Consider the following 25,325-nt stretch of genomic DNA (forward strand, 5'->3'; position numbering starts at 1 on the left):
TTTACTCTCCGACTTGAGTACTAAAATTCGCCTTGGAACCATTTGGTAATACGGTTCCACCAGTTACCCTCGTCCGCTTTTGATTTTGTTGCGTTGATCGACTGCATGGTCCGACCATATTGTAACAAACCAACAGCGGTTGCAAACGAAGGATCGCTAACATAATCAGTTAATCCTGTTATCCCTAACGGACTACCGATTCGTACCGGCATTTGGAAAATGTCTTCAGCCACTTCCAACGCACCAGTCATTTTTGAACTACCACCGGTCACAACTAAACCAGCAGCAATTTGATCTTCAAAACCAGAACGGCGTATTTCCTCTAACGCCAATTCAAATAATTCTCTAAAGCGCGGCTCTACAACCTCTGACAGAGTGTGACGAGACATAATGCGCGAAGGGCGTCCGCCTACACTGGGCACTTCGATTTGGTCTTCATTACTTGCCATTTGGCTGCTTGCACACGCATGCTGTACTTTAATTGCCTCAGCGTGAGAAATGGGTGTGCGGAAAATTTTCGCGATATCACCCGTTACCTGATTACCCGCAACAGGGATAACCGCAGAGTGACGCAATGCACCATTTATGTAGATAGTGATATCCATTGTACCGCCACCGATATCGAGCACGGCCACACCGAGCTCTTTTTCATCCTCGGTTAAGACTGAGTAACACGATGCAAGGGCATTAAAGATAAGCTGATCGACTTGCAGACCACAGCGCTCAACACATTTTTCAATGTTTTTCGCCATGTCATTAGAGCAGGTAATGATGTGTGCTTTTGCTTCCATACGCACACCGCTCATGCCTAGAGGATTCTTAATGCCCTCTTGCATATCGATGCTGTATTCTTGCGGCAGCGCATGCAGCATTTTACGTTCTGCAGAAATAGGCACAGAACGAGCAATGTGAATAACATTGTCGATGTCTTCATCGGTGACTTCAGTATTATTAATAGCCACAACGCCCGTTTCATTTTGGCATTGGATGTGTTTGCCGGAAATGCCCAGATACACTGAGCTGATACGGCAATCAGCCATTAGTTCCGCTTCATCAATTGCGCGACGAATAGATTCTGAGACCAAGTTCAGATCATTGACTCCACCTTTATCCATACCATGGGATACTTGGCGGCCAACACCAACGATGCTGAGCTTATTGTCATCGGTGATTTCGCCTACTGTCGCCACTACTTTAGAAGTGCCGACATCTAAGCCGATAACAAGATTACGTTCTACTGACTTGGTCATACCTTACTCTTTTGTTCTTCTTCCGTTACTTCTAGCGGCTTAAACTGCACCGCTAGCCCGGTATCATATCGCAAATCAACAACATCTACCTGCACATCTTGACGTTTTTTCAAGTGCGGATAGACATCAATAAATCTCTGCACACGTTGTGCTTTATCATCACGCCCTAAATTTAAGCGGATGCCATTGTCTAACCATAACTGCCAAGCAAAACGCTCGGACAAGGCTAAACTTTTTAGTGTTAAACCATTAACCGCAAACAACTCATGAAAGCGTGAAAAGGTCTGCCATGCTTCAATTTCACTGCCTTCAGGACCAAACAACTCGGGTAACGCTGTACCTAGTTGCTCTTGTGGTGCTGAAAACACCTCGCCTTTACGGTTCAGCAACTGATCATCGTTCCAAAAAGCCACTGCTTCGTGCTCTACTACGTACACTTGCAGCGTATCTGGCCATTGCTTACGCACAGAAGCGCTCGCTACCCAGGGCAAATCAGTGACGAGTTTTTGTACCTGCTTTACATCTAGGTCAAAAAAGCTGTCTAAATCCGCTTGTTTAATCGCACCAATGATCGCCTGTTCTTGGGTGTATTTTGGCTCGCCCAATACTTGTAACTGTCTCAACTGTGCATCTTTGTCTCGCACCAACCAATCTGAAAAATTCAGTGTCAATTTGATAACTAAAAACAGAACAACCAGAAAAAAACTTACGCCGAATAACAACGACCAATTGGTTCGTTGCTTCACGCCACTTAGTTTTTCCCTTATATCAGCCATTTACAGGGTCTGCTCCAAAATTTTCACCACAAGCTGCGCAAAGCTCACATCGGTTGCCTTTGCTGCCATTGGCACCAAAGACTTTTCCGTCATGCCCGGAACGGTGTTCACTTCTAGCAAATAGAACTCACCATCCGCACCTTGCATCGCATCAACACGTCCCCAGCCTTGAGCGCCTACCAAGTTAAACGCTTTTTCCGCCATATCTTGTAGTTGGCTGGTTTGCTCAGCAGTCAAATCTGCTGGACAATAATATTCTGTCGTGCTGGATTGGTATTTTGCTTGGTAATCGTAAAACCCCGTTGGCGTGCGCATTTCGATAACAGGCAACGCTTTATCCGCCAAAATCGACACGGTAAATTCGCGGCCACTGATCCACTGTTCAACCAATACTTGATCATCAAACTTAAAGGCCGCTTGCAGCGCCGTCTCGAGTTCTTGCGCATTATGTGCTTCAGCCATACCAATACTGGAACCTTCGTGAGATGGCTTCACCATCACATGGCTAAGCTCAGCCATAATCGCGTCGCAGTCATAACCCGCTTTTTTATCCACGACCGCATAAGGTGCAGTGCGCAATCCCGCCACTTGGAATAGATGCTTGCAGCGAATTTTATCCATAGCCAAGGCTGAGCCCAGCACGCTTGAACCCGTGTAAGGCAAGCCCATAAACTCAAGTGCACCTTGTAACGTACCGTCTTCACCGCCACGACCATGCAGAGCGATAAACACGCGATCGTACTTACCTTCAAGTAATTCGTGCAGTGGGCGACTTGCAGGGTCAAATAAATGGGCATCGATACCGGATTCAACTAATGCACTGTGCACTGCTGCACCGGACTTAAGTGACACTTCGCGTTCAGCTGACGATCCACCGAGTAAAACTGCTACTTTGCCAAACTGCTGACTCATGATGACACCTGCTCTAATTTTTCAATTTGTAATTCTGTTGCTGCCAGCATTTTCACCAACTGACCAATATTGCCCGCACCTTGAGTGATGATCAGATCATCTTCACCTAATGTGGTGGCCAGCACATTGGCTAATTCATCATGATCAGCAACATGGATGGGCTCAACACCTCTTTTGCGCAAGCTGCGACACAGGCTCTTTGAGTCTGCTCCGACAATTGGCTCTTCGCCTGCAGCGTACACATCTAACAAAATTAATTGATCGACTTCCGCTAATACTTTGACGAAATCTTCGTATAAATCACGCGTACGGCTATAACGGTGTGGTTGATAAATCATGATCAAACGTTTTTGCGGCCAGCCGTCACGCGCCGCTTTGATAGTGACCGCAACTTCACTTGGGTGGTGACCATAATCATCCACCAACATGGCTTGACCACGCTCGTTGGTAAATTCGCCATAATGTTGGAAACGACGGCCAATGCCTTCAAATTTTTCCAACGCGCTCAAAATAGCGCTATCACTAATGCCTTCATCTTTCGCCACAGCAATGGCTGCAGTTGCGTTGAGCGCGTTATGCTTACCTGGCATGTTGAGCTTCACATCCAAGCGCTCACCTTGTTTTGAGATCACGCTGAACGTACAGGTGCTCGCATCTTGGCTGAAGTTTTCAAGGCGATAATCCGCATCAGCGCTTTCACCATAGGTTGTTACCTGACGAGAAAAACGCGGTACAAGTTCGCGTGCCACGGGCGAGTCAATGCACACCACCGCAAGACCATAGAAAGGCAAGTTGTGGATAAATTCCACGTAGGTGTCTTTCATTTTTTCTAGGCTACCTTCATAGGTATCCATATGATCTTCTTCAACATTGGTGATCACAGAAACCATCGGTTGAAGATGCAAAAACGACGCATCGCTCTCGTCTGCTTCAGCAATCAAGAACCGACTGGAACCCACACGGGCATTACTGCCAGCACTGTTAAGCAAACCACCGATGATAAACGTCGGATTTAAGTTCGCTTCAGCGAAAATACTGGCAACTAAACTTGTTGTTGTGGTTTTTCCATGTGTACCAGCAATAGCAATACCGTGGCGAAAACGCATCAACTCAGCCAGCATTTCTGCGCGGCGAACAATCGGGATACGTGCTTGTCGTGCTGCGATAATTTCAGGGTTTTGTTCGTTAATAGCTGTCGAGACCACGACCACTGACGCATCTTTTACGTTATTTTGGTCATGGCCAATAAACACTTCTGCGCCGGCTTTAATTAAGCGTTCTGTCATCGCGCTTTGAGCAATGTCTGAACCAGTAATGCGGTAACCTTCGTAGGCTAACACTTCTGCGATGCCGCCCATACCAGCGCCGCCAATACCGACAAAATGGATCGTTTCAACGCGGCGCATGGCAGGGCGTTGATGCTCGTCTCGTTGCTTGCCCTGATTTAGGGCTGTATTTGTTGTCAAAGTCATTAACTATACTGCTCACATTCTTTCGCAACTTGCTCTGTTGCATCGAGCTTGGCCAGTGCTTTCGCACGCTTGCCCATCTCGGTCATTAATTCAGTTTGTTGAAAATACGGCGCTAATAATTCGATGACCGACACGGCATTGAAATCACTTTGTTGCATACACAACCCCGCATCATTGTCAGTTAGATAGCTTGCATTGGCAGTTTGGTGATCATCAACGGCATGAGGAAAAGGCACAAATAAGGCCATTCTCCCAGCGGCTGCTATTTCGCTCACCGTTAACGCGCCTGCGCGACAAATAACAAGATCTGCCCAGCTATAGGCAGCGTCCATATCATCAATAAATTCAGTTACTTTGGCTTCAAGCGCTAACGCTTGATACTGCTCGCTCACAATATTTGAGCGACCTTTACCTGTTTGATGCCAAACAGATAAGGAATGTTGTTTTGCTAATTCTGCAAACGTCTCGGGCAGCGTGTCATTAAGCACCTGAGCACCAAGTGAACCACCAACCACCAGAATATTGATTGGCGAACTTACTTCTGCAGGTTCAATATCCATTAACGACTTACGCACAGGGTTACCGACTACTGAAAAGTCTTTTTGTGGTAGTGCGCCTGGGAAGGCCCCTAAACAGCTGCTGGCAATTTTTGCCAATAACTTGTTACTCATCCCTGCAACTGCGTTTTGTTCATGAATCACCAGCGGGATACCCAGACTTTTCGCGGCTAAACCTACAGGGCCCGTGACATATCCACCCATCGCTAATACAGCACTGGGGCGACGTGTTTTCAAAATTCGGCGTGCTTCCATGAACGCTTTACTCACCATCAAAGGCGCTTTTACTAAGCGTTTAACGCCATTTCCACGCACGCCTTGAGCGCGGATAAAATCGATTTCGATGCCATGTTTTGGTACGACATCTGCTTCCATACGATCATCAGTTCCAATCCATGATACTTGCCAGTCTTTGGCTTGTAAGTAGTGAGCCACTGCGATACCGGGGAAAATATGTCCCCCAGTGCCACCAGCAACAACGACTAAACGTTTACTCATGCAGCCTCCTGAACTACTGCTGCAGAATTTTGTGTACTACGACGCGTTGAACGAGTATTACCACGCGAGGTTGCCTGTTTCGTTGCCATTTTGGTTTCAAAATCAATGCGCAGCAAAACACCCGCAGCGATTGCCATCACCAAAAGGCTCGAGCCACCGTAAGAGATAAATGGCAACGTCAGACCTTTGGTTGGCAAAATACCGGCACTTGCCCCCACATTTACCATGCTCTGAAACGCAAACCAGATACCAATACCCAGTGCTAAATAGCCTTCGTATTCTTTATTGGCTTTCAATGCACGTTGACCAATTAACAGCGCTCTAAAGACTAAGGTTCCCAGTAAAACTAGTACGGTGAATACACCGACAAATCCGAGTTCTTCTGCAACTACAGCGAAAATGAAATCGTTGTGCGCGTGCGGCATGTATTGTAGTTTTTGCACGCTATTGCCTAGACCTTGGCCGAACCAGCCACCTTGGCCATACGCCATGAGTGACTGCACCAGTTGATAACCTTTGCCGAATGGATCATCCCAAGGTTCCAAGAAGCCAACGACACGTGCCCAACGATAAGGTTCAAACACAATCAGGGCGATTACTAGGCCAATGCCCGAAAGCATTAATGCGAAGAATTGCCACAACTTTGCACCCGCTAAAAACAGTAAGCCAACCGTAGTCACAAACATCACCACCACTGTGCCTAAATCAGGCTGCAATAGAATGAGACCGGCATACACAACAAATACACTAATCGGTTTCACAAAGCCTTTAAAATTCTCTTGCACTTCGTCACGCTTACGAACCAAATAACCAGCTAAGTAACTGAAAAAGAAAAGTTTTGCAACTTCAGAAGCCTGAATGTTGATAGGCCCGAACGGGATCCAGCGCTTCGAACCATTAATTTCGCTACCCACCACCAATACAGCGACAAGCAGACCAAAACCCATAAACAACAAATACGGATTGGCGACCTTCCACCACTGCATTGGCGCACTAATGGCAATCATAAAAAGAATAGCGCCCAGAACAATGAAGGCCGCTTGGCGATACATAATGTGGTAGGGGTTATCGAATAAACGCTCACCTTCTGGCATAGAGGCGCTCGTCACCATGACAAAGCCCACACCAATCAAACAAATTAGGCTATAAAGCAACGGTACATCGTACAATTGGCCTGAAGGTTTGAGTTGGAAAAGATCTTTGATTCTATCCCATGTCATAGCTCACCCTCCTGCACATTGCGTGCAAAGTCATTGCCGCGGACCATGTAATTGGCGTACATATCTAGGCTGGCGCAGGCCGGCGCCAATAATACGATGTCTTGTGGCTGTGCTAAAGATTTTGCTAATCGCACAGCTTCTACCATATCCATCACAATGTGGCTTCCAGCTTTAAGCGCAGCAATTGCACCACCGTCTTTACCTAGACAGATAAGTTCATCCACATACTGCGCTAGCGGTTCACGCAGTGGAGATAAATCAGCGCCTTTAGCATCGCCACCGGCAATCAATACTAAGCGACCGGGCTCTTCTGCAAGACCATTAATTGCCGCGATTGTTGCGCCCACATTGGTGGCTTTAGAATCATTGAAGTAACGTACGTCTTTGATGGTGTCAACGTACTGACAACGATGGTCTAAGCCCTTGAATTCAAGTAGCGCCCGTTCAAATACACCTGCGTCAAACTCAAAACTGTGGCACATAGCCATTACGGCGAGCACATTCAAGCGATTGTGACTGCCCGGCAATACCGTTTTGCTACAAGCCAAAATTGGCTGACCTTGGAATGCGAAGTACGCTTCGCCTTTGTGCAGCATAATGTGATAGTCAGCATTGTCTAATGCAAAACTCAGTGACTCAGCGCCATTCGTTGGCAAAGTGTCTTTGTCGCTGGCGTTGAAAATCGCCAGTTCACATCCTTGGTAAATACGTTGTTTAGCGTCAATATAACCCGACATGTCATCGTATCTGTCCATGTGGTCTTCGCACAGATTTAAAATACAGGCCGCTTTTGCCTTGAGGCTGCTTGTAGTTTCCAATTGGAAACTTGAGAGCTCTAATACGTAGGCATCTGCATCTTGGGCAAGCAAATCAAGTACTGCAGTGCCAATATTGCCACCGAGTCCGACATGTAAACCGCCGCATTCAAGCACATTAGCGAGTAGCGAAACGACGGTAGATTTACCATTTGAACCGGTTACAGCTAGCACTGGTTTAGTATTAATGCGAGCAAAGAGTTCAACGTCACCGATAACTTCTACGCCAGCTGATAGCGCCAGCTGTACTTCAGGAGTAGCCAAAGCCAGACCAGGACCAATTAAAATGACATCAAACGAGGGTAAATCGGCATTCGCAAGTGGACCGAAACGCTGCTCAAGGTGCGGAACATGTGAGTCTAACCAGATCTGGGTAGGCACTTGCTCACGCGAATCAACTAACACAGGTTGTAAATTATGAGCATGCAAAAAGCGTACAGTGCCCAGACCGGAAATACCCAGCCCAAGCACAGCGATACGTTTATCTTTTAGCGTTTCTAAATAGCCCATTTATCTGATCTTCAACGTTGCTAGTCCTGCTAGAACTAAAACAATAGAGATGATCCAAAAGCGCACGATGACGCGCGGCTCTGGCCAGCCTTTTAATTCATAATGGTGGTGAATAGGCGCCATTCTAAATATGCGTTCGCCACGCAATTTGTAGGATCCCACCTGTAGGATCACCGACAAAGCTTCCATAACGAACACACCGCCCATGATCACTAATACCAATTCTTGACGGACTAACACCGCGATGATGCCAAGTGCTCCACCTAGGGCAAGCGAACCTACATCACCCATAAAAACTTGCGCCGGATAGGTGTTAAACCAAAGGAACCCGAGACCGGCACCAACGATAGCGGTACACACCACAACCAGTTCACTCGTTAACGGTAGGTGCGGTAGATGTAAGTAACTAGAGAAGTTTGCGTTGCCTGATACATAAGCCATAATCGCCAGCGCTGAGGCCACTAAAATGGTTGGCACAATCGCTAAACCGTCAAGACCGTCAGTGAGGTTCACTGCGTTAGAAGTACCCACGATAACGAAATAGGTCATGACGATGTAGAACAGGCCAAGTTGTGGCATCACATCTTTGAAAAATGGCACGATTAGCGCAGTTTCTGCGGCTTGTTGTGAGCTTGCATACAACGCAAAAGCCACCACTAACGCTATCACTGATTGCCAGAAGTATTTCCACTTAGCAATTAGGCCTTTAGGGTCTTTGCGGATCACTTTACGGTAGTCATCAATAAAACCAACAATACCGAGCGAACCAATTACAAACAGGGTTGCCCACACATATTTGTTGCTCAAATCTGCCCACAGCAAGGTGCTGGTAAAAATTGAGCCCAAGATCAATAAGCCACCCATAGTCGGCGTGCCTGATTTACTTAAATGCGATTGCGGACCATCATCTCGAACAGTTTGACCAATCTGCATACGCTGCAATGCTGCAATCAGTTTTGGACCAAAGTACAAAGACAACATTAACGCAGTGAGAATGCCTAAGATGGCTCTCAGTGTTAAATATGAAAAAACATTAAACCCACTGTAAAACTGGGTCAGGTATTCAGCTAGCCAAACTAACATTACTTCTCTCCCTCGCTGGCTAACTTTTTGCCATGCACAACTAAATCTTCTACTAGGAGCTCCATGCGAGAACTGCGCGATCCCTTCACGACTACCGTAATTTTTTGTTGTGTCTGACCAAAGTCCTCTAGCATCTGCTCTAGGAGTTGTTCACGCCCCGAAAAGTGGCGCTCGGCTTGTTCATAGACATCACTGGCGTAACGGCTTAATACGCCCAGAGAATAAACGGCTTCAATACCTTGCTGTTTAGCATACTCACCCACTTGCTGATGGTACTCGCGCGCACCTTCACCAAGCTCGTTCATATCACCCAATGCCAACACACGATATCCTGGCACTTTGGCGAGCAAATCAATCGCAGCTTGTACCGATCTCACGTTAGCATTGTAAGTGTCATCAATGACTGTAAGCTGACTTGAAACTTCAATAAGATTAACGCGACCCTTAGCTTGAATCATGTTACCTAGGCCCTCGGCTACATCTTCTAAAGAGCAACCAAGACTGCTGGTTAACGCTGCAGCAATCATCACGTTCGTAACGTTGTGCTCACCCGGCATAGGTAAACTTATCTTCTTGCGCTCATCTACAGTGCAAAGGGTAAAGGTAGGACGTGCAAAGGCATCTAACGTCACATCTTCAGCCCACACGTCAAGGTGTTGTTTATCTGAAAACTGTTTGACCGTGCGTGTTCCTAGACTGTCTAACCACTGCTGCTTAAATTCACTGTCCGCATTGATCACAGCTACACCGTTATCTGGTAGGCCTTGAAAAATCTCGCCTTTAGCCGTGGCCACACCTTGCAGCGAGCCAAATCCTTCCAAGTGCGCTTCAGCCACATTACAAACGACCGCAACATCTGGCTTAGCAAGTGAAGTGGTATACGCTATTTCACCGATATGATTAGCGCCGAGTTCAATCACCGCGTATTCATGGTGTTCTTCTAAACGTAATAGCGTTAGAGGCACGCCAATGTCATTATTGAAGTTACCTTTTGTCGCAAGCACAGATCCCTTGGTTGCCAAAATTGCGGCACACATTTCTTTGACTGTGGTTTTGCCCACACTGCCGGTGATAGCAATCGTTTTTGGCGCAACTTGTTGCTTTACCGCCCCACCAATTTGGCCTAAGGCGATACGCGTATCTTTGACTACCAACTGCGGTAATGTGGTATCAACTTTATGATCAACAATCACCGCCACAGCACCTTGGTGCTGGGCAACTTCGATAAACTTGTGACCATCAAAATTAGGGCCTTTAAGCGCAAGAAATACTTCACCGCTACACAATGTGCGAGTGTCTGTATTGATATTGCTGACACTCACATTGTCGCCTTCGAAATTGATATTTAAGGCGTTTGCTAGCCAGTTTAAGTCCATCTTAATCATGCGTTTTCTCCTTGCGCTAATACCTGTTGCACAAGGGTGCGATCGCAAAATGCGATGGTTTCACTGCCAATAATTTGATAATCCTCGTGGCCTTTGCCCGCAATCAAGACAATATCGCCTTGTTGTGCTTCATTAATCGCAACGGTAATAGCTTTCGCTCTGTCCACTTCATAATGCACATCAACATTGGCGCTAAAGCCCGTCTTGATGTCATCGAGGATTGTTTGAGGGTCTTCGCTACGCGGATTATCACTAGTGACAACGATACGATGAGCGTATTTCTGCGCTGCTTTGGCCATCATCGGGCGCTTGCCTTTGTCTCGATCGCCACCACAGCCAAACACGCAGGTTACTTTGCCGTGTGCATGTTTGTGCAGTGCATCCAACGCCAACTCAAGGGCGTCAGGAGTGTGCGCATAATCAACCACACAGGTTGATTTGCCCTTTGCGGTGTACGCTTGCATACGCCCAGCAATCGGCTGTAAGGACTTTGCACCGTCAAGCAATGCTGCCAATGGGTAGCCTAACCCCAGCAGGGTTGCTATCGCGCCACAAGCATTATAAAGATTGAATTCGCCAAACAGAGGTAACTCAATTTCTCCGTCCCCCCAACTGCTGGTGATATAGGCTTTTAAGCCTTGGGGGAGATATTCAACATCCGAAAAATATACATATTTTCCATACTGAGGAGGCAAGGTTTCGCGACCATAGCAAATGAGATTATCGAAGGCATAGCGGTCAATCCAACCTTGGGCAACGCTGTCGTCTTGGTTGAGCACCACCATTTGCGCATCACAATCACGCATCAAAATCAGTTTGGCATCAGCATAGCTTTGCATATCGCCGTGGTAATCAAGGTGATCGCGCGATAAATTGGTAAACACAGCCGCTTTGAATTGGCTGTGAGATACGCGGCCCTGAATCAAGCCGTGCGATGACACTTCCATCGCGACTAAGTCTTTATGCTGTTGTTTTAACTGAGCAAAAATTTGCTGGAGCTCAACACTCGAAGGCGTAGTGTTTGCTAATTCATTCAGGTTATCTGCCTCACCCCAACCTAAGGTACCTATAATTGCACTACTTTTGTGGCAGTGTTTGGCCAAATTAGCGATCATCGCTGTAGTAGAAGACTTACCGTTAGTGCCAGTGACACCCACTAAATCAAAGCCATGGCTGGGCTGGCCGTAAAACTGTGCGGCAAGTTCACTTAAACGTAAACTCAAACGGTCAACGACAATGACACGTTCATCCTGAAAATTCAGCTCGCAACGGCTGTCTGCGATAACCGCACTGGCGCCACTTTCAATCGCTTGCTGTACGAACTGACCACCATCTAGCAGGTGGCCTTTTATCGCAACAAAAACATCGCCGCTTTGCACACGACGACTGTCTAGTTGTAACTCATTAACCAAGCCTATCTCGGTATCAATTCCCCAAGGGGCGAGTACTTCGCGAAGATTACGCATCTCCACCTCCTTTCTTTGCTAGGTTGGCAACGGGTTCTAAATCAGGCGCTACGTTGAGAATGCGCAGCGCATTAGACATAATTTCTGCGAATACAGGTCCAGCAGTGGCACCGCCGTAATAAACGTCGCCACCCGGTTCATTGACCATCACAACAACGGCCAAACGAGGGTCTGACACTGGGCCGACACCAGCAAAGTAACCAACGTATTCATCACCGTAGCCACCCGCTACGGCTTTTTTAGAGGTGCCTGTTTTACCCGCAACTCGGTAACCATCGACTTTCACTTTCGATGCCGTGCCGCCTTTTTCAAAGACACTTTCCATCATCTCAACAACCGATTTCACGTGCTGCTCTTGAAACACACGCTCACCTTGCATCGGTTGTTCTTGTTTAAGGATGGTTAACGGCCGCGAAATTCCGCCGGAGCCCAATGTGGCATAAAAGCGTGCCAGTTGTGCTGTACTTACGGAAATAGCATAACCAAATGATAGTGTTGCAATTTCAAAGTCATACCAACGGCGGTCAGGGGAAAATAAACCACTGCTTTCACCGACCATGCCCGTGCCGGTGTCGCTGCCAAAACCCACACGCTCGAACAGACCAACGAAGTAATCCTTTGGTAAGTCTTGGTGATTTTCGCCACTCCCATATTGCTTGAGACTTTGAGAATCTCGCGAAGAGTCATTTCACCGTGATTACGAGGGTCTTGAACTAGGCTGCCGCCCACGCGCATCCATCCAGGGTAAGTGTCGATGGTGTCAGTGGCTTTGATATTGCCATAATCCAAGCCCGCTAAAACCGACAGAGGCTTAATTGTTGAGCCTGGCTCAAATAAATCCGTGATAGCACGGTTACGGCGTTTATAAGGGGCCGCATTTTCTAGGTTATTTGGGTTGAATGATGGACTATTGACCATCGCCAAAATTTCGCCTGTTTTAACGTCCACCACCATGGCCGAGCCAGAAGTCGCTTTGTAGGTTAAAACCGCTGATTTAAGCGCTTTGTAAGCAATAACTTGAATACGCTGGTCAATCGAAAGTTGAATGTCTTCTGGCTCAACACGTTGACGCTCGTCCAACACCGCCACTTCACGACCACGCGCATCTTTACGAATAGTACGACGACCTTCGGTACCAGTAAGCGCGTCATCATAAAGCTTTTCAATACCTTCGATGCCGTGGCCATCGATATTGGTGAAACCCAATACGTGTGCCGTCACTTCACCCGCAGGATAATAACGCTTTGATTCGTCAAGCAGGTGTACCCCAGGTAAATTCAATTCGTCGATATAATTGGCTACAGCAGGTGTTACTTGGCGTTTAAGATAAACAAAGCGGCGATCTTTATCACCCACCAAACGAGTATCAACATTACCGCGCTCTAAACGCAATACGTCGGCCAGTTCTCGCCAACGCATGTCTTGTTTGTAAAACGCTTCTTTTAGCTCGGCGAGGTGCTCAGGCCTGTCCAATATGTCTTGGGGATCTTGGCCTTGTTTTTTGGCGCGTGCAGTGACTTTCTTTTGCAGATATTTATCGATTGCTTTGGGGTCTGCATACACGCTCACTACAGGTACACTGACCGCCAGCTCTTTACCTTGACGGTCAAAAATCATGCCGCGTTGTACATGAAGCTTTTCCACACGCACCGTGCGTTTAGCGTTTTCGCTGCGCGCTTTATCTGGCTCAATCACCTGCAAATACGCAGCACGTGCGACCAAGGTAACAAACACCATAAGCACAGCGCTGCACACGAGTACAAAGCGCCATGTAATTAGGTTATTTGATGCCTTTTTGCGTTTAGCTGCATTCATTGCACTATCACCACTTCTTCGTCTTCACTCGTAGGGCGCTTCATTTTCAATTGCTCAGTTGCAATCTCTTCAATACGCGCATGCTGCGAGTAAAATTCTTCTTCCACTAATAGGTAACGCCAATTCAAATCGAGTTCATCACGCTCTTGCAGTAATTTATCCTGCGCGATTAACTCAGCACGCGATAAATGCGTTACTTGCACGATGGCTAACGCAGTTACCAAGATAGAAAAAAGCAGCCCCAACGTGATTTTATTGTCAAACAATCCCCGTATAATCTCGACGATGAGATTTGGATGGCGTCTTGCTTGTTGTTGGCTCATCCCAATCTCTCGGCTACACGAAGGACGGAGCTGCGCGCACGGCTATTGCGAGCGATTTCTTCATCGCTCGGCTTAATGGCTTTGCCTACTGCCTTTAGCGTCAACTGTTGTTTTAGTTGTGCATCGGTTAACGGCAGACCTCTAGGCACAGCCTCTCCCTTGCTCTGCTTCTTAATAAACTGTTTTACAATTCTGTCTTCCAATGAGTGGAACGAAATAACCACCAATCGGCCACCCGGTTTCAACACTTCGAGCGACGCTTGCAACGCGGTTTGAATCTCTTCTAACTCACTGTTGATATAAATACGGATCGCTTGGAATGTGCGCGTTGCCGGGTGCTTATGTTTGTCTTTCACCGGTACCGCTTCATCAATCAGCTGCGCCAATTGCGCCGTTGATGTAATCGCTGTGTGCTCACGTGTTTCAATGATCTTGGTGGCAATACGACGAGCAAACTTTTCTTCGCCATATTTCTTAAACACAAACACCATGTCTTCTAATTCTGCTTCTTCAAGCCATTGGGCTGCGCTGCGGCCTTGCTCTGGATTCATACGCATATCCAGCGGACCGTCTTTCATAAAACTGAAACCACGTCCTGCGTCATCCAGCTGTGGTGAAGACACACCAATATCCAGCAAAATACCGTCTACTTTGCCAGTTAAGCCTTGCTCACGTGCCACTTCATCTAGTCGCGAAAAGCGGCTATGAGCAATACTAAAACGTGCGTCATCAGCAAAACGTTCAGCCGCTTTAATCGCTGTTGGATCTTGGTCAATTGCCTGAAGACGACCAGTGTCTCCTAGACGCGCAAGAATCTCTGCTGAGTGGCCGCCACGACCAAATGTACCATCGATGTATATGCCGTCTGGCTTAATAGCGAGTGCATCGATAGTTTCCGTCATCAGTACGGAGATGTGTTGAAATTCTTCGCTCATGCGTACCCTTTAGGTTTACCTATGGTTTGACCAATCGGTTTAGAATGAAAAATCGAGTAGATCTTCATCCTGTTCAAATTCTTGTCCTAGCTCGAGCGCGATGTCGTCCTGCATTTGTTTTTGCCACAGCGCTTCATCCCAAATTTCAAACTTGTTTAATTGACCCACCAGCACAACTTTCTTACCCAACTGGGCATAATCACGAAGATTCGGCGCTAACAGCACGCGGCCGTTTTTGTCTAGTTGGTAGTCCATAGCGTTACCGAGAACGAGACGCTGCATGCGTTTTGCTCTGGGTTTCATATTGGGCAGAGACGCCAGGCGTTGTTCAACAATTTGCCATTCGCTCAAGGGGTACAGCAATAAACACGGATCGCTGATATTGATTGTGCATATAATTTCGCCGCCATTGTCCGCAAGCAGCTGGTTACGATACTTGGTTGGTATCGCAAACCTGCCCTTGTCATCAAGGCTAAGTGTGCTCGTGCCGCGAAACATGCGTTAGTTGCCATCCGTTTTGTTGCTGTTATTTTTTGTGAGAAGTTGATCCACAATGATCCACTTATACCCACAATTTCCCACTGAACTACAGTCTAGGGCTTGACAAGGCTTTTTGTCAAGCAATGAAAATATCTAAAATAGCGCTCAACCCCAGATAAAATGCGGCTTTAAAGGAAGTTGCTGAATTAGGTGGAAAAAAGTGGATCAGATTCTTACCGAGTGCGCAAACGTTCACTTTTTATTCAGATGATGAATGAATTCAACTATTTTCTTGTAAAACAATAAGGAACAAACTCCATTATTTTGTACTAGGCTTTAAGGAGGAAAATCTTAAATTTGTAACTTACTGTTTTTATGGAAGTTGCATTATGATGAGACACGTTGAGTTTGATTACAGATGATTAAAAGGAAAAAGTCGTGAGTACAAAACCAAACAGCACTACAGAGCATCCTTCCCAAGCACCGACCACAGAGCAAGTTGCAAAGGCTGCACACGAAACCATTGATAAAATGGCGCATAAAGCTGCAGATGCCGAGCAATATGTACGAACCCATGCGCAACAATCCAAGGAATCTGTTGCGCAACAAAAAGAGCAACTAGAGCAAAGCTTGCAAGACTCAATTAACCGCACTAAGGCTTTCGCTAAAGAAAATCCTTTGCTGTGTGCAGGCTTAGCCTTTGTGGCGGGGATGATATTCACTTCACTAATGAGACGCCGCTGATGAGTGCAGAGCACGCCTCGGGGGAACAGCAAACCAGTCAAACCGACGCCTCACTCACTGGGGCCGCAGCACTGTTTCAACGCTTGATTTCTGATTACTTATCGCAAGCAAGCTGCGTCGGGGAGTTGGCCAAAACAGAAGCGAAACTCAGTGCTAAAGCATTGTTACTTACCGTCGGGTTGATTGTTGCTATCGCGATGAGCGCCATTGTCGTTTGGCTAAGCTTATTGGGAGCGAGTGCTTACTTACTCTACCTAATTTGGGACTCGGTGCTCATTAGTGCAGCTGTCATTATCATTCTACAAGGCCTACTCATTCGCTGGTTGCTGGGGCAACTTGGTCCGGCAATCGAGCGCATCGGCTTTTCCCGCACGCTTAACGTAATTTCTTCCACCACACAGCAGGAGCAAAGCGATGCTAGCGAAGCGACTTCTTAACTCACAAGAGCGCTATGCGCAGCTACTTGAAGAACAAGCACTCATTCGCAAACAGCTTATTGCTATTCAAAAGCAACAATTGCATGAACAAGGGGGAGAGTTGATATGTCAACCTAAGGGCGTATTGGCCGCATTTTCAGCTGGAGCACTAGCAGGGTGGATAAAAGGCACAATATCGTTTGATATTATCCGCATAGCGCGACTGTTTTTATAATTATATGAGCGCCAGCCACTTTAGCAGGCGCTCTTTTTCTTCTTTATTTCAAAAATACACGATTATGCGGCCGAGTGAAGTCGAGTTTAGGCCCCGCTGGTACAACTTGAGTGGGGTTTATCATCGTATGGCTAAAGTAATAATGACGCTTAATGTGCTCAAAATTGACTGTTTGCGCAACACCTGGAACTTGATATAAATCGCGTACGTACTGCGAAATATTTTCATAACTTTCCAACATACGCTGGTTACACTTAAAGTGGCCAAAATACACAGTATCAAAGCGGATCAAAGTAGTGAACAAACGCCAATCGGCTTCGGTGAGTTGCTCGCCGACGAGGTAACGCTGTTTGCTCAATCGCACTTCCAATTCATCCAATGCCGCAAATAAGCTGTGATATGCCTGTTCGTATGCTTTCTGCGTGGTGGCAAAGCCCGCTTTGTACACGCCATTATTGATTTTGTCGTACACAAACTCGTTAACGTCATCAATTTGGGAGCGTAAAGCTTGAGGGTAAAAGTTAAGCTGATTGTCCGTCAGGTGATTAAACGCGTCGTTAAACATGCGGATAATTTCCGCTGATTCGTTACTGACTATTCGTTGTTGTTGCTTGTCCCACAGAACTGGAACCGTCACGCGTCCGCTATATTGAGGATTGTTACGGGTATAAATTTGGTGCATAAACTCACTGTGATACAAATCATCACCCGAACTCCCAGAAGCTTTATCGAAAGTCCAACCCTGCTCCAACATATCCGGACTGACCACAGAAACGCTGATGTAATCCTGCAGACCTTTTAACGCACGAAAAATCAACGTACGGTGTGCCCATGGGCACGCCAACGAAACGTATAAATGATAGCGATCTTTCTCTGCTGCAAAGCCGCCCTCTCCACTTGGGCCTGGGCGACCATCGCTGGTCACCCAATTGCGCAACTGCGCGCCTTCTCGCTTGAACTGACCATTGCTGCTTTCGGTGTCATACCATTTGTCGTGCCATTTACCTTCAATGAGTAATCCCATAGTGTGTGCTCCTTATGCTATCGTGCCAAAGCGGCCTTGGCGGTAATCTTCAACGGCTTGATGAAGCTGCTCTTGCGTGTTCATTACAAAAGGACCCCAATGGGCAATCGGCTGTTGTAACGGCTGTCCTTTTAACATCAAAAATCCTGCTTGTTCATCGGCCTGAGCTTTAATCGGCTCTCGCGGGTCAACAATAAGTAGGGTGCCGCTGGTGTACTGCTTACCTTGCACAGTTAGAGAACCTGAGTGTATGTATACCAGTGCGGTCTCGCTTTGCATTGCTGGTAAATCTACTTGTGAGCCTGAATCAATAGACACATCGGCTATCGCGGCGCTTGCTGAAAGTCGCGTTAATGGCGATACCACTGTTTTATCACCTATCTGCCAGCTTCCCGCTAAGGCTTTGAGTGCAAGACCTTGACCGTTATCCTCAACTGGCAATCCTGACTCACTCGAATCTTGGTAAAGCGGTGGATTCATTTTGTCCGCGCTGTCCATATTGATCCAAATTTGGAAGCCATGGAGCCCTTCGCTATCAGCCAAGGGCATTTCACTATGCACAACACCTCGGCCAGTACTCATCCATTGCACATCACCACTGCGCACAGCCTTTTTGTTACCCATATGATCGCGGTGCTCAAAGCCACCTTTAATAATGTAGGTAAAGGTTTCTATACCGCGGTGAGGGTGAGCTGGGAAACCGCCGATGAAGTCCTGACGATCATCTGACTTCAACTCATCAATCATTAAAAACGGATCGAGGAAGCGACCATCGAAGCCAGGAATACGCTGAATGTTCACACCATCCCCATCTTGAGTTGGTTGCGCTTTAAATACATGTAGGATGTTCATAACACACCTCCAGATTGTCGATATCCCAGTGTAGTGTGCATTTTTGTGTAAAGTAATGGCAGGATTTAGCATTGTGGACGCTAAAAATTAGCATCTACTGAAAATAGTTTACCTTGTTACCCACTTCTTTTCGCCAAACATCACATTACAAGCAAGGGCATTAAAACGAAATTGTTTCCCCTAAAATGGGAATATGGGCATCTATGTTGTACTCCACTGCTAGCTTACTTGCCAGTGCAGCTAATGTATCTGATTCACCGTGAACTAATACAACCTGAGGAGCTGTTTTGAAGTGAGTTATCCATTCAATCAGTGCCGCTTGAGCGGCATGCGCAGAAAAACCCCCAAGAGTTTCAATATCTGCTTTTACGATAATATCATCGCCGAAAAGTTTAACGTGTTGTGCACCATCCACTAAAGTTCGGCCTAATGTACCATTCGCCTGATATCCCACGAAAATTAACGTATTACGACTGTCCCAAATACGATGTTTAAAATGATGTGTTATTCGCCCACCTGTACACATGCCGCTGCCTGCGATAATGAGCGCTCCTTTACTTATTTTATTTATCGCCATGGAATCTTCCGCTGCAACCATCAAATGCAGGGTCGATAAAAAGTTTTTTAACAGTGATTGTTCCCCTGTGCATAATGTTTTCACCCCTTCACAATCTAATGTTGGCAACCACTGGTCATACACACTGGTCACTTCAATGGCCATCGGACTATCCAAGAATACTTGCCAATTATCCAATTCACCCGCTAGCTGTAATTTGCCTAGATAAAGCAGTAACTCTTGTGTGCGCCCAACTGCAAATGCAGGGATTATCACATTTCCGCCCTTTTCAAAAGCAGTATGTAAGATATCTCTAAATTGACTTTGCGTATCTCCCACTGATTTATGCTCACGATCACCGTAGGTACCTTCCATAAGCACGATATCGGCCTCTTCGAGCATCGTAGGGTCATTCATCAATAAGGTGTCTTTGTTGCCAAGATCGCCGGAGAAAACGAGTGTTTTTGATGTGCCATTGTCTTCAAATGTTAGCTCCACAATGGCAGAACCAAGAATGTGCCCAGCGTCAAAAAAGGTGAGCGTTGCCCCCTTATGCAACTGTATTTTTTCCTTGTAGGCAAATGGCTTGACGCTTTCCAGAACATTTAAAACATCGTCTTTGCAATACTGTGCAGTGAGTCCAGACTTACCTTTTCTCGCCCGCTTACGATTTTCTCTGCGCAAATCACTTTCATACAAGCTAAGCGCATCAAACAACATGATAGACAGTAGCTGCGCCGTTGCCTGAGTACAATATATTGGCCCTGCAAAACCATCATGCACAAGCGAAGGGAGTCGCCCCGAGTGGTCTAAATGGGCATGAGAAAGAATCACCGCGTCAATCGCTGTTGGGTTGAAAGCAAATTGCTCTCTGGAGACTAAATTTTTAGCACGCGTACCTTGATGCATTCCACAATCAAGTAGCACATCGCCAAGCGACTGTGCGCTTACGAGGTGGCATGACCCTGTCACCTCTTGCGCTGCACCAAAAAATGTAATTGTTGCCATAGTGGTCAACCAACAATATTAAGTGGAAGAGACTGTTTTATAAGTCTAGTGGCAATAGGACGTAAGGTAAGTAATCGCGCCTAAATATTTCGCCGAGAGCGATATTGGCAGTGATACTGCCATAACAAAAAAGTGCTTGGTAGTCGTCTTTGAAGGTTTCCAAAACCGCCTGAAATTCAGGCGGCCAAGGAAATATGTGAGTCAGCCTGTAAGCCGGGTTCTGTCGTGGATAATCATTCGTCTAGACCTTGGATCGCTCCAAGGTTCAAGCAACCTACCCGGTTCCGATGTGGGCCACACCATAAGGAACCCTATTTGGTCTTGCTCCGGGTGGAGTTTACCTTGCAACCAACTGTTACCAGTGGCCCGGTGCGCTCTTACCGCACCCTTTCACCCTTACCAACCGAAGTTGGCGGTCTCCTCTCTGCTGCACTTGTCGTAGGCTTGCGCCCCCCAGCCGTTAGCTGGCACCCTGCCCTGTGGAGCCCGGACTTTCCTCCCCCTGATCATTTTCGTCACAGGCAGCGATTATCTAGCCGACTCAGCGCGGTATTATACTTATTTACTCGAAACTAGCCAGACGAAGTTGAAGCAAGCCATTAGATAGATTCAATTGTAGAGGCTATTCCTGCTCTAACATGCTTTTATAGAGTGCATTTTTCTTCAAGCCAAAATATTCAGCTGCCACACCACACGCTTTTTTGAGTGGCATATCAGCCTTTAACAACTCAATTAATCGCAGTGCTTCTGGGTTTATTTCACTGCTTTGATCAGGCTTGCCAGGCAACATCAAGACAATTTCACCTTTTTGACGCGCAGTGTCTTCTTCTAGAAATGCAATGAGTTCGATCACAGTGCCATTGAAAAAGGTTTCAAAGCTTTTGGTGAGTTCTTTGGCAAGCACCACCTGCTGCTCTGCACCAAGTGCCTCTTTTAAATCATTGAGGCTCGCCATGATACGGTGAGTGCTTTCGTACATAATACTGGTCATGCCGGTATCATACGCTGCAAGGTAAAATTCTTGCCTAGCTTTACTTTTTGCCGGTAAAAAGCCCACGAACTGGAACTTATCTGTTGGTAAACCTGAGCAGCTCACCGCAGCAATAGCGGCACAAGCTCCAGGTATTGGTGTAACGCTCGCACCTGTAGCACGGCATAAATTCACTAACGCATAACCTGGGTCGCTGATAAGCGGCGTACCAGCATCACTGACTAACGCAACATTAAGCCCTTCGTTTAGCCACTGGACAACCTGTTGCGCTTTTTGCTTTTCATTGTGGTCATGAAGAGCAAATGTACGCTTGCTAATACCTAAATGTGACAATAGTTTGGCTGTATGACGAGTGTCTTCAGCAGCGATTAAGTCGACGTCAGATAGGGTTTTGATTGCACGCTGGCTAATATCGTCTAGGTTACCAATTGGCGTTGCAACGACAAACAAAGTACCAGGGCTTGCTTGTTGACGTTCGGTTGAAATATCCGCATTGGACATTGAGCTCTCCTGCATCAGTCAGTAAGATAAGCGAATCACACCATGGCCAAATGGAACATTAAGACTGTGCGACTCAAAACTATTGCTTTAATGATGTTATTGTCGGGCTTATCAGCTTGCAGCACAACACAAAAGCCACAAGAAAATGAAATTAGGCCTATAAGCCTCAACGAACCGCAAGAGGTTGAATCATTTTCTGCACAACAAATTTACGCACAAGCCATTGAGCTCAGTTCTCAAGCCCGTGTTGATAAACTCTTAGAAGCTCAGTCAGCTGCAATTGATGAACAAGACTGGCCCACTTTGGAATTGGCAAGCTCAGCATTAATGCGTGTTGATCCACAACGCAACACTCTGTCTCAACTTATTATTGCCTATAGTCAGATTCAAAGAGGAAACGTCCAAAGTACACTCGGTGCCAGCACTAAATTGCAATCGCAATTAGGTACGACAGAAGAGTTTTATTGGCATCAATTGGTTCAAGGTGCTGCCTACGCAAAAATGGGGTTGCACACTCAAGCTGTTCCATTTCTTCTGCGTGCTTCAGATGCATCCGCAGAAGTGACAGTAGGAAATACAGAAGTAAACCCAATTTTGTGGCAAAGTTTACAATCACTTAGCCTAAATCAGTTAAGAGCTTTAGACCAAGGGACTAAATCGCAGAGAGGTTGGTCTCAACTTGCTCAGATTAAACAATTATATTTAGGTTCCCCCATCGAGCTGCATAGCGCAACTAACAACTGGCAAAAGCAATATCCTGCGCACCCTGCTAATTTCGCACTAGATGAAAATGTTGCGAAGCTTATGCAAGTGGAACCTTTTAAAGTCAAAAATTTAGGTGTGTTCCTCCCTCTAAGCGGCCCAAATAGAGCACTTGGAGAAGCAGTAAAAACAGGTGTAATGGCTGCGTTGGATAACCACCAATTTGAAAACGTCTATTTTGTAGATGCGAACAAAAGTGACGACGAAATTCGCGAAGTTATTTCAACTACCAGTATCGATTTTGCTGTGGGTCCATTGTTGAAATCCAACATTAATCGTTTTGAAGCGCAAGGCTTACTTGAAGGCATCGCAACTATTTACCTCAATAGAAGTGATAACCCGCGCCAATCAACAGAACATTTCTTTTTTGCTCTTGCGCCAGAGCATGAACTAGATTAAGCCCTTGAACACTTTATGGCTCAGGGATTTAAAAAACCTTTGTTACTGGCTACTGGAGACCGTTCTGGTTCACGATTAACACAGTACTTTACCCAACAGTGGTTAATTTATAACGAACAAGCACCACTTGTCGGATTGTTTGCTGATAACAAAGAGATGGAAACAGCCATAACTGCGCTATTAGAAGTGGGTAACAGTGAAGCTCGGATTGAATTAATTAAATCCCTTTTTAACCAAAAAGTGGAGAGTGAAACTCGTTCTAGACGCGATATTGATGTTATATACCTGTTAGCAGATGCGACGCAGACTCGTTTGTTAAAGCCTTATTTAGATGTCAATATCAGTACTTTTGTCGAGCGCATCCCTTTATATGCAAGTTCAAAAAGTCACAGCTCCCAGATAGATGCGTCGGATAAACGCGATTTAAATGGTTTGTACTTTACTGAGCTGCCGTGGATGCTTCCACCAACGGGCATGACCAATTTATCTAATCGTCAGCTCAAGGAGACAATTCAGAGTTTGTGGCCCAACAATGCTGATATGGAAATGCGGCTGTTTGCCATGGGCTATGATGCTATTTCTGTTATTCCAGAACTTCGCCAACTCAGCATGTTACCGGGTAAAGGCGTTGTTGGGTTGACCGGCACTCTGAGTGTTAACACTAACGGTGAATTAGTGAGGCAGTTAGCTTGGGCTCGATATGAATCTAGACAGATTACCCCTGTAAGATTAAATCATGTTAAGCCAGTGCCCTTGCAACGAAAGCAAGAAACTCAGGAGGAGTTATCAGATGTTTTGGCAACCGAAGACATGGCTCAACAGCAGACACAAGGGACAGCACTTTGAGCAAGTTGCGCAAGAGTATTTAGTCAGCAAAGGTCTTATACCTATAAGCTGTAACTATTCTTGCCGCTATGGTGAAATAGACCTGATCATGAAAGATGCCTCAACAATTGTTTTTATTGAAGTTAAGTTTCGTGAAACGGGTAAGTTTGGTGGCGCTATTAATGCGCTAACATACAAAAAGCAGCAGCGTTTACAAAAAGCAATCGCTCACTATGTTCAAAAACATAATTTGTCCCACTGCATGTTGCGCGTTGATTATGTAGCAATAGAAGGCAGTCAGACAAAAAGTTTTCACTGGATTAAAAACGTAATTTAAATGCAAGAACAAATAAAAGCGCTTTTTACAGAAAGCATACAAGCACAAATCGCAGCTGGGGAAGTACTGCCAGCTGCGCTAGAATCTGCGGCACTAAGAATTGCACAAGCTCTTATAAACGGCAACAAGCTATTATGCTGTGGCGCGTCTAGTTGTCATATGCTTAGTGAACACTTTGCTGGGTTATTGGTTAATCATTATGAGACTGAACGCCCCTGCTTACCGGCTATTGCACTGTCAGCGCAAGCGATGAATCTAAGTGCCCACAGTACCAGTACCAAAATTCGAGATATCTACGCTAGACAGATTCAGAGCGTTGGGTGAACAAGGCGATTTATTATTGGTGCTCGCAATTAATGGGAATGAGAAGTCGGTGATTAGTGCCGTTGAAGCAGCGTTGACCAAAGACATGACGGTGATTGCATTGGTCGGCGATGATGGCGGTGAACTCTCGGGGCTGTTAAATACCAATGATGTCGAAGTTCGCATACCAGCTAAACGCCCTAGTCGAATATTGGAATCTCATCTTATCAATTTACATTGTCTCAGCGAACTCATCGATATGACGCTATTTCCGCAGGGAGAAGACTAAATGAATAATAAACACCTAATTGGGGTCGTAGTTGCTAGCTTATTCTTGCAAGGCTGCGCAGCGGCTGTTGTAGCAGGAACTGCAGGGGCTGTTACAGCAGCCAACGACAGACGCACTATCGGCAGCCAAATAGATGATAACAATATTGAAGTTAAAACTACGTTAGCGATAAAAGACACACTGGGTGAACGTAAAGACGCAAATGTCACCGTGGTAAGCTATAACGGTATCGTATTACTTTTAGGGCAAGTTCCTAGCGAAGAGTTAAAGTCTCAATCTCAACGCGCTGCAGAGGGCGTAGATGGACTTCGTCGCCTTCATAACCAACTTCGTATTGGATCGCCGACGAGCATCACTACGCAAAGTCATGACACTTGGCTAACATCTAAAGTTAAAACACAATTGCTCGCAGCTGAAAGTGTCAGCGGTAACAACATCAAAGTCGTCACTGAAAACGGCGAAGTGTTTTTGATGGGCTTGGTAAGTAAAACAGAAGCAAATGATGCTGTGCAAATCGCGCGCAATATTTCTGGCGTTGAGAGAGTGATCAAGGTATTCGAATACCTCTAATGTATTCTTGCGTCTA

Annotated in this window: 22 protein-coding genes, 1 other RNA gene and 3 pseudogenes; 7 read left to right on the forward strand and 19 right to left on the reverse strand. The window is 46.2% G+C overall.

What is annotated here, in order from left to right; all coding sequences use genetic code 11:
- Nucleotides 1–20: 20 nt before the first annotated feature.
- From ftsA to mraZ, 14 genes and pseudogenes are all read right to left on the reverse strand, one after another.
- On the reverse strand, nucleotides 21–1,250 hold the full coding sequence (gene ftsA, locus ACH19P_RS00185; protein WP_347390207.1) for a cell division protein FtsA: 1,230 nt from the start codon (nucleotides 1,248–1,250) through the stop codon (nucleotides 21–23).
- Nucleotides 1,247–2,026, reverse strand: coding sequence for a cell division protein FtsQ/DivIB (locus ACH19P_RS00190; RefSeq protein WP_462156543.1), 780 nt, complete (start codon nucleotides 2,024–2,026; stop codon nucleotides 1,247–1,249). The genes ftsA and ACH19P_RS00190 overlap by 4 nt, the downstream gene beginning before the upstream one ends.
- Nucleotides 2,027–2,938: a D-alanine--D-alanine ligase gene (locus ACH19P_RS00195; RefSeq protein WP_462156544.1), complete on the reverse strand. Its 912-nt coding sequence runs from the start codon at nucleotides 2,936–2,938 to the stop codon at nucleotides 2,027–2,029.
- Nucleotides 2,935–4,410, reverse strand: coding sequence for a UDP-N-acetylmuramate--L-alanine ligase (murC, locus tag ACH19P_RS00200; protein WP_462156545.1), 1,476 nt, complete (start codon nucleotides 4,408–4,410; stop codon nucleotides 2,935–2,937). Before murC ends, ACH19P_RS00195 begins: the two co-directional genes overlap by 4 nt.
- Nucleotides 4,410–5,465, reverse strand: a complete 1,056-nt coding sequence (murG, locus tag ACH19P_RS00205; RefSeq protein WP_462156546.1) for an undecaprenyldiphospho-muramoylpentapeptide beta-N-acetylglucosaminyltransferase — start codon at nucleotides 5,463–5,465, stop codon at nucleotides 4,410–4,412. The genes murC and murG overlap by 1 nt, the downstream gene beginning before the upstream one ends.
- On the reverse strand, nucleotides 5,462–6,685 hold the full coding sequence (gene ftsW / locus ACH19P_RS00210; RefSeq protein WP_462156547.1) for a cell division protein FtsW: 1,224 nt from the start codon (nucleotides 6,683–6,685) through the stop codon (nucleotides 5,462–5,464). Before ftsW ends, murG begins: the two co-directional genes overlap by 4 nt.
- Entirely contained in the window at nucleotides 6,682–8,010 is a 1,329-nt protein-coding gene (gene murD / locus ACH19P_RS00215; protein ID WP_462156549.1) for a UDP-N-acetylmuramoyl-L-alanine--D-glutamate ligase, read from the reverse strand. Before murD ends, ftsW begins: the two co-directional genes overlap by 4 nt.
- A complete protein-coding gene (gene mraY / locus ACH19P_RS00220) occupies nucleotides 8,011–9,093 on the reverse strand; it encodes a phospho-N-acetylmuramoyl-pentapeptide-transferase (protein WP_462156550.1) in 1,083 nt (360 codons plus the stop codon).
- Nucleotides 9,093–10,478: a UDP-N-acetylmuramoyl-tripeptide--D-alanyl-D-alanine ligase gene (locus tag ACH19P_RS00225; RefSeq protein WP_462156551.1), complete on the reverse strand. Its 1,386-nt coding sequence runs from the start codon at nucleotides 10,476–10,478 to the stop codon at nucleotides 9,093–9,095. The genes mraY and ACH19P_RS00225 overlap by 1 nt, the downstream gene beginning before the upstream one ends.
- On the reverse strand, nucleotides 10,475–11,944 hold the full coding sequence (gene murE, locus ACH19P_RS00230; protein WP_462156552.1) for a UDP-N-acetylmuramoyl-L-alanyl-D-glutamate--2,6-diaminopimelate ligase: 1,470 nt from the start codon (nucleotides 11,942–11,944) through the stop codon (nucleotides 10,475–10,477). The genes ACH19P_RS00225 and murE overlap by 4 nt, the downstream gene beginning before the upstream one ends.
- Nucleotides 11,937–13,759, reverse strand: a pseudogene (locus tag ACH19P_RS00235) (peptidoglycan D,D-transpeptidase FtsI family protein). Before ACH19P_RS00235 ends, murE begins: the two are co-directional and overlap by 8 nt.
- Nucleotides 13,756–14,082 carry a cell division protein FtsL gene (gene ftsL / locus ACH19P_RS00240; protein WP_462156553.1) on the reverse strand — a complete coding sequence of 109 codons (327 nt, stop codon included), beginning with the start codon at nucleotides 14,080–14,082 and terminating at the stop codon, nucleotides 13,756–13,758. The pseudogene ACH19P_RS00235 and the gene ftsL overlap by 4 nt, the downstream one beginning before the upstream one ends.
- Nucleotides 14,079–15,017, reverse strand: coding sequence for a 16S rRNA (cytosine(1402)-N(4))-methyltransferase RsmH (gene rsmH, locus ACH19P_RS00245; RefSeq protein WP_462156554.1), 939 nt, complete (start codon nucleotides 15,015–15,017; stop codon nucleotides 14,079–14,081). The genes ftsL and rsmH overlap by 4 nt, the downstream gene beginning before the upstream one ends.
- Nucleotides 15,018–15,056: 39 nt before the next feature.
- Nucleotides 15,057–15,515 (reverse strand): division/cell wall cluster transcriptional repressor MraZ, encoded by a 459-nt coding sequence (gene mraZ, locus ACH19P_RS00250; RefSeq protein WP_462156555.1) that lies wholly within the window; start codon nucleotides 15,513–15,515, stop codon nucleotides 15,057–15,059.
- A 420-nt stretch (nucleotides 15,516–15,935) separates the two neighbouring features.
- On the opposite strand from mraZ, the gene ACH19P_RS00255 reads away from it, so the two are divergent.
- From ACH19P_RS00255 to ACH19P_RS00265, 3 genes are read left to right on the forward strand one after another with little or no spacing between them, the layout of a single operon-like run.
- A complete protein-coding gene (locus tag ACH19P_RS00255; RefSeq protein ID WP_462156556.1) occupies nucleotides 15,936–16,241 on the forward strand; it encodes a DUF883 domain-containing protein in 306 nt (101 codons plus the stop codon).
- Nucleotides 16,241–16,678 carry a phage holin family protein gene (locus ACH19P_RS00260; RefSeq protein WP_462156557.1) on the forward strand — a complete coding sequence of 146 codons (438 nt, stop codon included), beginning with the start codon at nucleotides 16,241–16,243 and terminating at the stop codon, nucleotides 16,676–16,678. Before ACH19P_RS00255 ends, ACH19P_RS00260 begins: the two co-directional genes overlap by 1 nt.
- Entirely contained in the window at nucleotides 16,656–16,892 is a 237-nt protein-coding gene (locus ACH19P_RS00265; RefSeq protein WP_462156558.1) for a hypothetical protein, read from the forward strand. Before ACH19P_RS00260 ends, ACH19P_RS00265 begins: the two co-directional genes overlap by 23 nt.
- A gap of 43 nt (nucleotides 16,893–16,935) precedes the next feature.
- On the opposite strand, the gene ACH19P_RS00270 is transcribed toward ACH19P_RS00265, so the two are convergent.
- From ACH19P_RS00270 to rsmI, 5 genes are all read right to left on the reverse strand, one after another.
- Nucleotides 16,936–17,916 carry a glutathione S-transferase family protein gene (locus ACH19P_RS00270; protein ID WP_462156559.1) on the reverse strand — a complete coding sequence of 327 codons (981 nt, stop codon included), beginning with the start codon at nucleotides 17,914–17,916 and terminating at the stop codon, nucleotides 16,936–16,938.
- A 12-nt stretch (nucleotides 17,917–17,928) separates the two neighbouring features.
- The gene (locus ACH19P_RS00275; RefSeq protein WP_462156560.1) at nucleotides 17,929–18,768 is read right to left on the reverse strand and encodes a pirin family protein; all 840 of its coding nucleotides are present in this window, start codon (nucleotides 18,766–18,768) and stop codon (nucleotides 17,929–17,931) included.
- Nucleotides 18,769–18,928: 160 nt separating this feature from the next.
- A complete protein-coding gene (locus tag ACH19P_RS00280; protein WP_462156561.1) occupies nucleotides 18,929–20,332 on the reverse strand; it encodes an MBL fold metallo-hydrolase RNA specificity domain-containing protein in 1,404 nt (467 codons plus the stop codon).
- A 193-nt stretch (nucleotides 20,333–20,525) separates the two neighbouring features.
- Nucleotides 20,526–20,876: RNase P RNA component class A (gene rnpB, locus ACH19P_RS00285), an RNA gene on the reverse strand.
- 78 nt (nucleotides 20,877–20,954) lie between these two features.
- The gene (gene rsmI, locus ACH19P_RS00290) at nucleotides 20,955–21,809 is read right to left on the reverse strand and encodes a 16S rRNA (cytidine(1402)-2'-O)-methyltransferase (protein WP_462159289.1); all 855 of its coding nucleotides are present in this window, start codon (nucleotides 21,807–21,809) and stop codon (nucleotides 20,955–20,957) included.
- Between the two features lie 516 nt (nucleotides 21,810–22,325).
- Between rsmI and ACH19P_RS00295 the strand changes: the two are divergent.
- The 4 genes and pseudogenes from ACH19P_RS00295 (at nucleotide 22,326) to dolP (ending at nucleotide 25,309) form a co-directional block, all read left to right on the forward strand.
- Nucleotides 22,326–23,831 (forward strand): annotated as a pseudogene (locus tag ACH19P_RS00295) (penicillin-binding protein activator).
- The gene (locus ACH19P_RS00300; protein WP_462156563.1) at nucleotides 23,776–24,147 is read left to right on the forward strand and encodes a YraN family protein; all 372 of its coding nucleotides are present in this window, start codon (nucleotides 23,776–23,778) and stop codon (nucleotides 24,145–24,147) included. The pseudogene ACH19P_RS00295 and the gene ACH19P_RS00300 overlap by 56 nt, the downstream one beginning before the upstream one ends.
- Nucleotides 24,148–24,739: pseudogene (locus ACH19P_RS00305) on the forward strand (SIS domain-containing protein). It begins immediately after the preceding gene.
- Nucleotides 24,740–25,309 (forward strand): division/outer membrane stress-associated lipid-binding lipoprotein, encoded by a 570-nt coding sequence (gene dolP, locus ACH19P_RS00310; protein ID WP_462156564.1) that lies wholly within the window; start codon nucleotides 24,740–24,742, stop codon nucleotides 25,307–25,309. It begins immediately after the preceding pseudogene.
- The last annotated feature ends 16 nt before the right edge of the window (nucleotides 25,310–25,325 follow it).

It is taken from the genome of Pseudoalteromonas sp. GB56, from assembly GCF_054923835.1.